This is a genomic window from Bacillus sp. OTU2372, assembly GCF_038440275.1.
In the GTDB taxonomy this organism is placed as follows: Bacteria; Bacillota; Bacilli; order Bacillales; family Cytobacillaceae; genus Neobacillus; species Neobacillus bataviensis_B.
On sequence record NZ_JASATK010000003.1, the window covers coordinates 1 to 12,655 of the forward strand.

The 12,655-nt window shown below is 38.7% G+C and carries 11 protein-coding genes; 6 read left to right on the forward strand and 5 right to left on the reverse strand.

Annotated features, from left to right (window positions below; genetic code table 11):
- Positions 1-298 precede the first annotated feature (298 nt).
- The 3 genes from AAHB15_RS07815 (at position 299) to AAHB15_RS07825 (ending at position 3,094) form a co-directional block, all read left to right on the forward strand.
- Positions 299-1,339: a hypothetical protein gene (locus AAHB15_RS07815; RefSeq protein WP_342042135.1), complete on the forward strand. Its 1,041-nt coding sequence runs from the start codon at positions 299-301 to the stop codon at positions 1,337-1,339.
- A 383-nt stretch (positions 1,340-1,722) separates the two neighbouring features.
- On the forward strand, positions 1,723-2,256 hold the full coding sequence (locus tag AAHB15_RS07820; RefSeq protein WP_335574284.1) for a DUF1572 family protein: 534 nt from the start codon (positions 1,723-1,725) through the stop codon (positions 2,254-2,256).
- A gap of 7 nt (positions 2,257-2,263) precedes the next feature.
- On the forward strand, positions 2,264-3,094 hold the full coding sequence (locus AAHB15_RS07825) for a sensor histidine kinase (protein ID WP_335574285.1): 831 nt from the start codon (positions 2,264-2,266) through the stop codon (positions 3,092-3,094).
- A gap of 166 nt (positions 3,095-3,260) precedes the next feature.
- On the opposite strand, the gene AAHB15_RS07830 is transcribed toward AAHB15_RS07825, so the two are convergent.
- The 3 genes from AAHB15_RS07830 to AAHB15_RS07840 all read right to left on the reverse strand — a co-directional run bounded on the left by AAHB15_RS07830 (position 3,261) and on the right by AAHB15_RS07840 (position 5,059).
- A complete protein-coding gene (locus AAHB15_RS07830) occupies positions 3,261-3,809 on the reverse strand; it encodes a DUF3231 family protein (RefSeq protein WP_335574286.1) in 549 nt (182 codons plus the stop codon).
- Positions 3,810-3,819: 10 nt separating this feature from the next.
- A complete protein-coding gene (locus AAHB15_RS07835; RefSeq protein WP_335574287.1) occupies positions 3,820-4,374 on the reverse strand; it encodes a DUF3231 family protein in 555 nt (184 codons plus the stop codon).
- A gap of 103 nt (positions 4,375-4,477) precedes the next feature.
- Positions 4,478-5,059 (reverse strand): TetR/AcrR family transcriptional regulator, encoded by a 582-nt coding sequence (locus AAHB15_RS07840; RefSeq protein WP_335574288.1) that lies wholly within the window; start codon positions 5,057-5,059, stop codon positions 4,478-4,480.
- Positions 5,060-5,336: 277 nt separating this feature from the next.
- On the opposite strand from AAHB15_RS07840, the gene AAHB15_RS07845 reads away from it, so the two are divergent.
- The gene (locus AAHB15_RS07845; protein ID WP_342042136.1) at positions 5,337-6,791 is read left to right on the forward strand and encodes a DHA2 family efflux MFS transporter permease subunit; all 1,455 of its coding nucleotides are present in this window, start codon (positions 5,337-5,339) and stop codon (positions 6,789-6,791) included.
- 198 nt (positions 6,792-6,989) lie between these two features.
- Here the strand turns inward: AAHB15_RS07845 and AAHB15_RS07850 are convergent, their stop codons facing one another.
- A complete protein-coding gene (locus tag AAHB15_RS07850) occupies positions 6,990-7,535 on the reverse strand; it encodes a TetR/AcrR family transcriptional regulator (RefSeq protein WP_335571608.1) in 546 nt (181 codons plus the stop codon).
- A gap of 241 nt (positions 7,536-7,776) precedes the next feature.
- Between AAHB15_RS07850 and AAHB15_RS07855 the strand changes: the two genes are divergently transcribed.
- Positions 7,777-10,860, forward strand: coding sequence for an MMPL family transporter (locus tag AAHB15_RS07855; protein ID WP_335571607.1), 3,084 nt, complete (start codon positions 7,777-7,779; stop codon positions 10,858-10,860).
- A 182-nt stretch (positions 10,861-11,042) separates the two neighbouring features.
- Here AAHB15_RS07855 and AAHB15_RS07860 read toward each other — a convergent pair whose 3' ends face one another.
- Positions 11,043-11,189 (reverse strand): BH0509 family protein, encoded by a 147-nt coding sequence (locus AAHB15_RS07860; RefSeq protein WP_141561112.1) that lies wholly within the window; start codon positions 11,187-11,189, stop codon positions 11,043-11,045.
- 333 nt (positions 11,190-11,522) lie between these two features.
- On the opposite strand from AAHB15_RS07860, the gene AAHB15_RS07865 reads away from it, so the two are divergent.
- Complete coding sequence (locus tag AAHB15_RS07865; protein ID WP_335571606.1) at positions 11,523-12,623, forward strand: AI-2E family transporter; 1,101 nt, start codon at positions 11,523-11,525, stop codon at positions 12,621-12,623.
- Positions 12,624-12,655 lie beyond the last annotated feature (32 nt).

Consider the following 12,655-nt stretch of genomic DNA (forward strand, 5'->3'; position numbering starts at 1 on the left):
ACGGGAGTTTAGTTGAAGAGGAATAAGTATCAGACACTACAAGAATCAGAGACGATCATGTTCTTTTGTATTACCGACTTAATCGTAGGTGAAGGCAACTCCCACACCCCCCATCCCATTCACGATGAAAGTAGTAAGGTATGAGGTAGCTGACCATTTAGCGTGTACTACGTAAAGTTAAAATTGTGTTTTTTTATCAGCGAGTTTATCCCATACAAAAAGCTCTCAAACGAATATATTAAAATTAGATTAAAATTACTTTTTTAATCTAAAAAATTTTATATTAGGGAGTTTTTGAATGAAATTACGAAACGACTTTCTATACATTGGTGACGGCTCCGACAACACCGTGAAGACTTTCAACGCAGAAACGGGAAGGTTCCTTGGTAGTTTTGTTCCATCAGGCGACCACGGCTTAAACGGTCCCAGAGGACTGATCTTCGACCATGAGGGTAATCTCCTTGTCACAAACCAAAACGAAGGACAACCTCAGAATGGTGATGTTTTGAAGTACAATGGACAGACCGGTGCGTTTCTGGGTGAACTTGTCAAATCTAATGCACCAGGCGCCCCGTTTGCACCGCGTGGCATCGTCCTCTCGAAACAAAATGTACTGTTTGTGGCGGACATGGGTGACTTCGCCTTCGACACGGGTATAGAAGTGCCTGGAGAAGTGCGGATGTACAATGGCTTCACTGGAGCGTTTATAGGCAACCTCGACCACTCCGGATTCAGTCCTTTCCACCCCCGCGGTTTGGTCTTCGGTCCTGACGGCTTGCTGTATGTCTCTGCCTTTGACTTTTTAGATCCAAATAAAGGCTGGGTGCTGCGCTTTGATACGAAGACAAATAAATTACTTGATGTGTTCATTAGCAACGACGACATAAAAGATCTTCACCGTCCGGAAGGCTTGGTTTTCGGTCCTGACGGTAATCTTTATGTCACCAGTTTCCGTGCAAATGTCAATGACACCGACAAGATTTTAGTTGTCAACCGCCATACACGCAAACTTCTCGACAAGATTGACCTTGATGCTGTCGCACAACCGCGCGCCTTTGCACAGGCAATTCTATTCGGACCCAACGGAAAACTTTTTGTCCCAATTACAGGGAACGGTCCTGACACAGGTTCGGTGCGGCGATACAACATCCATCATCATAAGACATTCGATGTGTTCGTACCACCTGCCTCAGCAGGAGGACCGTTAGGGATGCCGTGGTATCTGACATTTGGCAATACAGACCCCGCGACACTAGATTACGAGGGTGACCGCGAAGAAAGTAGCGACCATCATCAGCATCATCCTCCACATGAAAGTTCTGACGAGAGCAGTAGTTAACTTTTGAATATACAGGAAAGACCGTTACTAGCGTTTTAGAGCGGTCTTTTTTTGGACAAGGTGTTCTAAAAGGGCAGATTCACAATTTTCTTTGATTTGTTTAATAATATTCCTTACAGCGAGATGAGTTCACAAAGCTACGAACGTCACACAGGTCAAGGCGGTTCTTACGAGACTGCTATTCTGTTTTTATTTTTCTTTCATGCAGATTGTGAAGGAATATACTCAAGCTAAAGGGTGATACTTCAAGAAGAAGGTCGCCTTTTTTCTTTTTCCACAAGAAAGATTGTGAAATGTTGTACTTAAACTATCGAAGCAGGTTAGTTCAAGAAAAATTTTTTTCAATAGAATAGAATAAATATAGCAAAAAGAGGTGTAAAGTTATGCTGGAACTAATAAGTAATGTGCTAGAAGATATGGATAAGCAACTCCACCGCATCATTAAGAGTTTGAATCATCTCGATGATGAAATGATTTGGAAAAGATTGAAGGTATCCACAAACAGTGTCGGGAATCTTTGCTTACATTTAGCAGGAAACGAATATCAAAATTTCGCAAGTGCAATCGGTAATAAACCGTTTATTAGAAAACGCTCTCAAGGGGAATTTAATACCGAAGGCGGTATGACCAGAGATGAATTGATAAATCTACTTTTGAGGACACGGGCTGAATCAACTTTTATATTATCAAACTTGTCAGAAGTTGATTTAAAAAGGGAAGTAATAATACGATATGATCTTAATGATTGGAATAGGATGCATCGAGTTAACGCCTCGGAAGATGAAACCTATGATGTAAGAGTAATTAGCCGTCTGCTTATTCAGGTCGGGGCACACTACGGTTATGATAAGTCTACTTATAACGATAATACTGATTGGTTTTACCCTTCTTTCCGTTTACGGCAGGATTTTGGTTAATCCGATATTGAAGCTATCGAGCATTGTTGAACAATTTGCCCATGGAAATCTTAGCGCACGGGTCAATTTCTTTAAAAGAGGGGATGAAATAGGTACGCTTGGAAGGGATATAAACGTTATGGCAGATAATCTTCAAGAAGCGAATAGAAAGATTGAAGAGTTGGATAAAGCTCGACGCTATATGGTAGCAGCTGCTTCTCATGACCTTCGTACACCACTTACAGCAGTTCTTGCCCATGCGGAAGCATTAGAAAATGGAATAACAGAGAATCCGCAACAATCGCTTTCCGTTATCCATAATAAAGGATTATTACTCAAAGGATTGATTGACGATCTATTCGAACTGGCATCTTTAGATGCACATCAAGAAGAATGGGAACGAGTTCGTTTGAATCTAACGGAATTAGTTCGACGGGAAGTAGTGGCAATTTTTCCTAAATTAGAGACGACAGGTGTTGAGATAGATATCGATGTGCCTGAAGAGGAGTATTGGGTATGCATCACTCCAAGAAAGATAGAGAGGGTAATCAGCAATTTTTTAGAAAATGCTCTGAAGTATGGTGAAAGTGGAAATTGGATTATGGTTCGTGTTTGTTCTCAAAACAATTGGGTGCGTGTGGAAGTAGCAGATCGTGGATCTGGTATATCTCCTGAAGAAAGAGAACGGGTATTTGATCGTTTCTATCGTTCCGATACCGCGAGAACAAGTCGAATGGGGGGAAGTGGCCTAGGATTATCTATTGCACGTGAAATCATTCTCCGTCACGATGGGAAAATCGGTGTAGATAGTCCTGAAGAAGGATATACATGCTTCTGGTTTGAATTACCGATGATTTAAAGTGAAAAAGGATTATGTTATGCGTAATCTTCTGGAATAGGGCACTTTTCTGAAATAAGAATTGCGCCCTTTATTTTGGGAAAAGCAGGAACAAAATAATTTTGCAAAACAGAACAGTAGAAAAGGCCGGGTAGTGGAAATATCTAGGTCCTTTTTTTCAGCCTTGTCATTTTATCGGTGCTCCTGGAGCATAGTAGTATGGAGGCACTTTAAGCCATCCCCGTCTTTTCACAAGTGCTTTTAGGGTTGCTCCAAACGTCATATATTCCTGTAAATATTCAAGCCATATCAAGGTAACATCATTGCGCACGGTTTGAATGATTGCATTTGCACAATAGGAAATTAAAATAACGATTTTAATATTAAGACTGTTTGCAAGTTCATCATCCGTTAACTTGACACCCAATGGAACATCGCTTGGGTTAGACTGAGGCTTGGACTCACTTAAGGGCGGAACGGGAACTCCCTCTGATAACATAAAGGTAATAATTCGTTCTTTCTGTGATTTGAACAGCTCTACGGCTTCATGGAAAGCTTTTCTTAATTCAGGGTCCGTTGTACTGTTAATCCCTGCTTCAGAATGAACTTGTTCATCCGATAATTCGGAAAGATAGGACCAGCAGGACATGACTTCCCCCACATGTAATGGTGGTTTGGGTTCATCATCAACAAATGATTGGATAACATTATTAACAGCTTTTATGACATCTGGCATACTCCTCACCTCACTTTTCTGTTTGTGGCAAACCTGCGGGATAATACGGTGGTGGAACCTTAAGCCATCCCCGTTTTCGCATCAATGATTTAAATGTTGTTAAAAAAGTTATGTTTTCTTGTAAAAATACGGCCCACATCAGACTAACATCGCTGCGAAGGGATTGTGCCGCCGTTTCTGAACTGTTTGTAATCGCCATCGATATTTTTTTCTTAAGGCTGTTTGCAAGTTCGTTATCAGTCAGCTTAACACCCAATGGAACACTACTCGGGTCAGAGATTGGTTTCGATTCACTCAGAGGTGGTAGTGGAATCCCTTCTGACCGCATAAATGCCGAAATTCGCTCTTTCTGCGATTTGAGCATGTTAACTGCTTCTTGGAGAGCTTTTCTCAATTCAGGGTCCGTGGTACTGTTAATTCCTGCTTCAGTCTGTACTTGTGTCTCACCAACTAAAGCTATAAATATCCAGCATCCCATAGCCTCGCCAATGTGAAGAGGCGTTTTATTCTCATCTTTAATAAAAGACTCAACTACACTTTTCAACGCTTCCAAAAGATCAGGCACTTACTCCACCTTCCTCTCTTTTGTAAATTTCCCCTAAAGGGTAATTTTAATGCACAGAAATAGTCTTATCGTAATTCGATAAGACCTTTTATGTGTAAATCCGTTATTTTTTACTTGATTGAAAAAGTAAAGACAACTGCTTAGCAAGAAATTGCGGTGTATAGGGCATGTCCTTACGTAACCATGCTGAAATCGTGCCGATTAGAGCCGAGGAACCGTGCCAAATAGCAATATCCCTTTGAATACCTTTAGTAGCGAGCAAGTTACTATCTATTCCTTCCGTTATGGTTCCAGTAATGATATTTAACAAGCGTTCCGTAAAGATTGGAGTTCGTCTGGAACCAAGAACGACTTTATAGAATTTGGCATTCTCGGCAATATACTCAAGCAGGGTGACAAGCTTTAACCATCCAATATCATCAGTGGAATTTTGACTAGTTGTCGTGCTTTTCAAAATTGACTCAATATCCTCGGCCATTTCTTGCGCCATTTTCTCCAGCATGTCTTGAATATCATCGTAATGGAGATAAAACGTAACACGGTTAATAGTCGCGCGTTCTGCAATCCGATTTACCGTTATTTTATTGATTTCCATCTCCTGCAGCAAATCGATTAATGCATCCTTGATTAATTGGCGCGTACGAAGGATTCGAGGATCTACTCGTTGCTTTGTATTATCTTTCATGTCGAATCACTCTTCCTATTATTTGGTAATTTACAAAAACTTTAATTCTGTCTATTATTTTCTGCTTTTACTACAAAATCCAAATAAACGATAACTAATTTACACTTCCTCAGAAATTGTCTGTTGTCAGAACCAACGATCTCATTATAAAGTAATTTATACAATGTTAATTATTAAACATATTGTAAATAAAGTCTACATTCAAAATAGAAAGGATAGAAGAGAATTGACTAATAATCATAAAACTGTCACAAATTCAATAAAAAAAGGGCCTATCATGTTCATAATGATCTTAGGTGCTTTCCTTGCAACCTTAAACCAAATACTCATGAGTGTCGCTACTCCTGAATTAATGGTTGAATTTAAAATCACAGCTGCAACAGCACAGTGGTTAACGACAGGTTACATGCTGGTAAACGGTGTCTTAATCCCCATTACCGCCTACTTTATGCAACGGTTTACCACCCGCCAGCTTTTTCAAGCGTCGATGTTTATCTTTCTAGCAGGGACCATCGTTTCTGCTATTGCAACGGGATTTCCTTTATTATTGACCGGACGCATGATTCAGGCGGCTGGTGCAGGAATCATCATGCCGCTCTTAACGAATGTCATTCTGACCATCTTTCCTCCCAACAAACGAGGCGCAGCCATGGGGATGGTCGGGCTTGCGATTATTTTCGCCCCAGCCATTGGACCTACGATTGCAGGCTATATTATAGAAAACTACAAATGGGAAACAATGTTTTACGGAATGATTCCATTTGCTGTCATTGTTATAGTATTGGGATTCATTTATCTTCGAAATGTATCCGAACCAATCAAGACAAAACTCGATTTCCTAAGTGTTGTTCTCTCTACCATTGGATTCGGCGCATTACTCTATGGTTTCAGCCGAGCTGGAAGCCTTGGATGGTCAGACATAGAGGTAGTAAGTACGATTGCTGTGGGAGTCTTGGCACTTGTTCTCTTTTCATGGAGGGCGCTAAAGTCGCAAAATCCATTGCTTGACTTACGTGCATTCAAATACAATATGTTCTCTTTAACGACAATTATCAATATCGCTGTTACGATGGTAATGTATGCAGATATGATGCTGCTTCCGCTATACCTTCAGAATATCCGTGGTTACACAGCCATTGAGTCCGGTCTTCTCCTACTTCCGGGTGCGATGATCATGGGCTTTCTTATGCCTGTTACCGGGAAGCTGTTTGATCGATTTGGCGCGAAATGGCTAACGGTTATCGGAATGATTATTACCATTGCCACAACCATTGGTTTTACGGACTTAACGGACTCGACAAGTTATACCTATTTGGTTCTCATGTCAACGGGGCGCCGCATTGGGATGGCCTTGATGATGATGCCTTTACAGACTGCTGGTTTGAATCAACTGCCGCAGAGTCTAAATGCACACGGAACTGCCATAAGCAATACCATTCGGCAAGTGGCGGGTGCCGTCGGTACATCGCTTCTTGTTACCGTTATGTCGGACAGAACGAAATCACATCTGCAGGATTTGATTCCTACTGCAGCTGCTAAAGGCTTGACCCAAGCGCAGCTTATTAAGGAATCGACCATACAGGGGATTAATGACGCCTACTTTGTCATAGTTGGGATCGGCATCATCGGATTACTTCTTTCCTTATTTATTAAGAAGGTTAAACAAGCTTCCGAAATAGAGTCCAAAGTCATTATGGAAAAGGCACAACAAAGAAGATTGAAAACGAACTAACTAAATCAACATATTATGTATGTAATATTGTAAAGCATTTTATTAACATTTTTTGGGGATGGATATAGACCGTCGAGATTTATCTTGACGGTTTTTTGATTTTCTATAAGTTTGTAAATGGCTCGGAGTAAAAATTCATAGCGAATATCTGTAACTATAAATGGAAATCCTTCATATTAAAAATAATGTTTTAGAGATTTAGATTATGTACATAGTTTCTAAGATGCATATAACTTCTTCAGCAGGAAGTTTCATATCATCATTTATCCATTTTCGTACGACTTCGATGGTTCCTCCAGTTGTATAAGTAAAACAATATTCTAATTGAGTCTCATTAGCATTTGGAAACCGTCTTTTTTGTTCTTCAATTGTTCTTACATAAACAGATTTCAAAATGGTATTTAGCACATGAGAGCCATTTTTTTCATTGAAAATAATTTTACAAAGCTCTATATTTTCAAGAATCAAATTAAAAATATCATTAAGTATATTTTTGATGGATTCGTCTCCTGAGATATTAATGGTCCTCATCATTTTTTCTATCATTTCTTCCTCGATACTTCTCATTAAATCAAAGGGATCATTGTAATACGAATAAAAAGTTCCACGATTAATATCTGCTTCTTTGCAAATATCGGTAACGGTAATTTTATTTAAGTTTTTTTCTTGAAGCAGCTTTAAGAAAGCATCGATAATTACTTTTTTACTATACAATGTTCTTCGGTTTCCTTTTATACCAACCATGTAATGCTCCTCCTAATGATAAATCAATTCACTTTAATGCGGTTTTTATTGAACAAATTTCAAAAAAATGTCTATTTAATAACACAAGTTTTCAAATTGATTATTGTTACTAAGAATTAGATTTAATATACTTTTTTTACGCCATTAAATCAACAGAGTGTTTGAATAATAACTGGTTGTTTTATTGTAAGTATGAGAGAAAATAAAAATATTTAAATGATGATAACAGGGGGGATAAAAGGTGAGAAAGATCATAAAAGGCCGTTGGGCTATATTCGTAATTTGGCTAATTGCGACGATAGTGCTTACTGTCATTCAGCCAGACATCAATGCCATTCTTCGACAAAAGGGGCAGCAAGGAGCAAATAGCGAAAGCCCCTCAATTATCGCGGATAATATATTAAAAAAGATTGATACCGCTAAAGGAACCAACGACCTTATCGTTTTTTACGATAAAGATAAAATTTCAGAAGATGAAATGAACAAAATTGGTGATGCGCTGAAGGCTATTAGCGAGAGCAGACAAGAGCTAGGTATTACAGATATGATCGATCCCTTTAGCATGCCGGATGCCAAAAGCTCATTAGTTTCTAAAGATGGCACGACTCTATTGGTAAGCTATAAGCTTGATAAGAAATCAAGAGAAGTAGATGAGATAAAAAAAGAACTAGATAGCAAACTTAGTAAAGTACCTGTGGAATACTACTTAAGTGGTGAAGACTTCATCAATAATGATTATCTAAAAGCGTCTCAAGGCGGGGTAGAGAAGAGTGCGGCATTGACCGTTATCTTTATTTTAGTCGTGCTAATCATCGTGTTTCGGTCAGTAGTGACTCCTTTGATATCCTTAGTGGCTGTAGCCTTTTCCTATCTTTGTTCCATGGGGATTGCAGCTCAATTAATTGATAAAGCTGGATTTCCGATTACAAGTCTTACGCAAATGCTCCTGGTACTGATCCTTTTTGGAATTGGTACGGATTACAACATCCTTCTTTTTAATCGCTTTAGGGAGGAATTATCCCATGGCCACTCTATAGAGGATGCGATTGTCAACACCTATAAGACGGCAGGTAAAACGATTGCCTATAGTATACTCACTGTATTTATCGCTTTCCTTGCTCTCGTTTTTGCTGAATCGCCTATTTATAAATCCGGTGTTGTGGTGGTAATCGGCGTATCCATACTATTGCTGCAGATTTTGACCTTAACACCTTTCATAATGAAAGTTTTAGGCCAAAAACTTTTCTGGCCTTCCAAAAATGTAGGTGGTCATAAGGAAAATAAGTTCTGGGGTAAGACATCCTCTTTTGCTACTAAGCACCCGATTTTACCAGTGATCGTTATCCTTTTGATCATTGGACCAATGGTGTATTTACACGAGGAAAAGCTTAACTTTGATACCATCGGAGAACTTGGAAATAAATATCCTTCTTCTAAAGGCATTAATTTAGTTGCGGATCATTTTGGTAAAGGTCAGGCCATGCCTGCTACGGTGGTCATTGAATATAGTAGGGCCCTTGATAATAATGAATCCCTTGCCGTTGTGGATAATATAACGGAAAGACTCAAGAGCATTAAAGGCGTTAAGCAGGTTTCTTCGGTCACACAACCTCTAGGAACGCAAATTGACGATTTTTACGTCGACAGTCAAATGGGGTCCATTACGGATGGAATATCAAAAACTCAAAATGGTGTGGATCAAATAAATGACGGATTAAAGCTGGCTCAAGAAAAGCTTGGATCAGCAGACTTTTCTAAGGTCAACCAAATGGTCGATGGGACAGCAAAGCTTCAAGATGGTATGGCTGCCTTAACCAATGGGTTAAAACAAATCCAAGCTGGTATTGATGATGGGGCAAATAATTCACAAACGATAAGTAATGGAATGGCTTCCATAGAAACGAATCTCTCAAAGATGAGCAACGGAGTAGCTGTGTTAGCTGATAATTATGGAAAAATGCAGGCTGGTTACAAAGAGATGGGAACCCATTACCAAGATGCTGCGCAAGCACTTCTTGGTGTGAAAAGTGCTGTCTCGCAAATGCAACTAATGGTGGCTGCTCTTGGAAATAGTTATGCAGATTCAGAGAGTGATGCTAATTACCAAGCATTAAAGCAAACAATCAATCAATTATCATCGTCTTTAAGTCCAATTACACCTGAAGGAATAAAGGCATTAAATGAAAATTATAATGCGGTAACCGCTGGTTTTGGTACAGCCAATAAAAATCTTGTCACCATGGGCAGCGGTTTGTCCCAAATGGCAGATGGTTTGAAAAAACTTGAAAGGGGCCTTGGGAAAGCTTCCTCAGGAATAGGTACCATTGTCACGAATATGAATAATGTATCCGCTGGGCTTGGCCAAATGAAATCAGGACAGGAGCAGCTTGTAGCTGGTCTCAATGGTTTCAGTACTTTTGGACAAAAGCTATCAGATGTAAACGATGGGTTAAAGCAAATTTCTGACGGACTAGGACAGACAAATGGTTTCTTAACGCAATTTAAAACAAATAAAACCTTCTTTATTCCGAAAGAAGCGTTGACGGACAAAAACTTTAAAAAATCATTAGATGCGTTCATGTCCAATGATAGAAAAATCACAAAGATGACAATCGTTTTGAAAGCTGATCCTTATTCCAAAGAAGCTTTAAGTACGATCAATAAAATAAATTCTACTGTTTCTGATGGACTTAAAGGCACTAGCCTTTCAAAAGCAATTTTTGGTGTCTCCGGACCAAGTGCTACCACAAACGATATGAATAATATTCTGAGCCGGGATCTGAATAAAACAACAGCTATCGTGATTATAGGAGTATTACTTGTACTTTTCTTTGTGATAAGATCTTTCTGGATACCGGTTTTCATAACTGGGTCTCTTGTAGGAGCATACTATACAGCCATGTTCATGATCAATTATATTTTCATAGATATGCTGGGATATGAAGGAATATCTTCTTTCGTTCCATTCTTCTCTTTCATTATCATTGTAGCCTTGGGAGTGGATTATAGTATATTCCTTATGATGCGCTTTAAGGAATATCCTCAATTGTCGCCAAAAGAGGCCATCGTTCTGGCTTCTAGGCAGACTGGCGGGGTCATCATATCTGCAGTTATCATCCTTGGCGGCACCTTTGCTACACTTATGCCTTCCGGAATACTGCTATTGTTTGAACTAGCTATTGCTGTCATTACTGGCCTTGTAGTGCTTTGCTTCATACTACTTCCTGTCTTTTTGCCGGCGATGATCGCACTTCCAGATGCACTTAGAAATTTATTTTCAAGAAAAAAGGCAGATGACTTAAATTTTGATGGAGAAGTAATTTAAGTAAGAGCTAGACCACACTGCACCCCAATTGTTAGACAACTAACAGTTGGCGGTGCATTTTTTTAGTAATAATTAATCAGTAGTTAATTGAAAACGAAAAACCTCTGTCAAAAGTATGTAGACACTACTTTGACAAAGGTTATATTTTTGTTAGTTAATTTTACATTCATTCAATTTTCTATTTACATATAATCATAAACGGAGTCTTCAAAATAGAGCCAGTGATAATATTCAATCTGTGGATCCGTCATGACGGCAATTTCTTTCTCATTGAATTTTTGTTTTTCTAATAAATGCTTCACTTTAAAATCTCGTTCAATTTGGCTCATTTGAAATCCTCCTTATTTATGAGAAGTAGCGAAGAGGCTACAGTTTGAAAACGTTTTCCTTTTTCTTGTTTTGATTATATATCTAAAAACGAGATTAAACCAATATTAATTTTAGATTGATTTCTAGGATTTAATACAACCATTTTATTTATTGCTACTTAAGTTTCGTTACAGCAATAAAAACGGGTAAAAATTTAGTACATTTGTGGTGATGTGTTTCTGTGGCTTCTGGTCCTGATAATGGGGTTCTGAATGAATTAAAGGATAATACTGTATATAATCCCAAGATTTTGTTATACTTTTATGAAATAGGTGAGGGAAGAGGTACATATAGTGTCAAAATCAAAAATACAATTCTGGTTCATTCAAATTTTACTTATCTTAACGATTATTTTCGTATCCACAAAAATTTCATTTATGTTTAAGCCCATTGGAGTGTTTTTCTCGACGGTTTTCTTTCCTATTTTGATAACCGGTTTCCTATATTTCCTTTTAAATCCTTTGGTGAATTTTTTGGAACGTAAAAAGCTTCCAAGGATAGCGGCTATCCTGATCATATATGTTGGATTTGCAGGTTTGCTTGTTTTGGCAATAGGCAGTTTGGTTCCAACTGTGTCAAAACAGGCAACCGAACTTGCTAACAATTTACCGGTTTTTGCCAACAAGACTACTGACTTTTTTAATAATGTAATCCATTCATCACAATTTAAAAACATAATGGTTCAGCAGAGTGAAATCATTGACTCGGTACAACAACGGTTAATGGAATATGCCAATACACTGCCAAACAAACTGACGAACGGAATAAAGGGTTTCTTTGGTGTGGTCACCAATATCGCGATCATTCTCGTCACTGTCCCATTTTTATTATTTTACATGCTAAAGGATGGTCATAAATTTCCAAAAGCCGTATCCAACTTTATTCCGACCGATTACAGCGATGAGGGTCTAAAAATTTTAAAAGAAACAGGGGAGACACTGTCAGCTTACATCCAGGGGCAGGTGTTGGTGGCGCTTGCAGTCGGGACCTTGGCTTTTATTGGATTTTTAATCATTGGTATGCCGTACGCGTTAATCATGGCACTTATTATTTCTTTTACCAATATTATCCCTTATGTTGGACCAATCATTGGCGGTGCGCCCGCAGTGCTTATTGCTTTCTTTGATTCACCAACGAAGGCTTTATTGGTCATAGTCGTTATATTGGTTGCTCAGCAGATAGAAGGGAACTTCTTGTCACCTTTGATCTTAGGTAAAACATTGGATACTCACCCGGCAACGATTATTATTATTCTATTAGCTGCAGGTAATCTGGCAGGCGTACTTGGAATGGTTTTAGCTGTTCCGACTTATGCGGTTTCAAAAGTCATTGTTTTAAACTTAGTCCGATTTTTGAGGGCGAGAAAAGCAGCCAATAAATTAGAAGGAGTTTGAGTCCTGGACTCAGTTTTTCTTTGGGAAATTTA

What these genes read in the sequence shown, in the direction of transcription:
- AAHB15_RS07815 (WP_342042135.1), top strand. Translation starts at nt 299, where the DNA reads ATGAAATTACGAAACGACTTTCTATACATTGGTGACGGCTCCGACAAC.
- AAHB15_RS07820 (WP_335574284.1), top strand. Translation starts at nt 1,723, where the DNA reads ATGCTGGAACTAATAAGTAATGTGCTAGAAGATATGGATAAGCAACTC.
- AAHB15_RS07830 (WP_335574286.1), bottom strand. Translation starts at nt 3,809, where the DNA reads ATGCCAGATGTCATAAAAGCTGTTAATAATGTTATCCAATCATTTGTT.
- AAHB15_RS07840 (WP_335574288.1), bottom strand. Translation starts at nt 5,059, where the DNA reads ATGAAAGATAATACAAAGCAACGAGTAGATCCTCGAATCCTTCGTACG.
- AAHB15_RS07845 (WP_342042136.1), top strand. Translation starts at nt 5,337, where the DNA reads ATGTTCATAATGATCTTAGGTGCTTTCCTTGCAACCTTAAACCAAATA.
- AAHB15_RS07850 (WP_335571608.1), bottom strand. Translation starts at nt 7,535, where the DNA reads ATGGTTGGTATAAAAGGAAACCGAAGAACATTGTATAGTAAAAAAGTA.
- AAHB15_RS07860 (WP_141561112.1), bottom strand. Translation starts at nt 11,189, where the DNA reads ATGAGCCAAATTGAACGAGATTTTAAAGTGAAGCATTTATTAGAAAAA.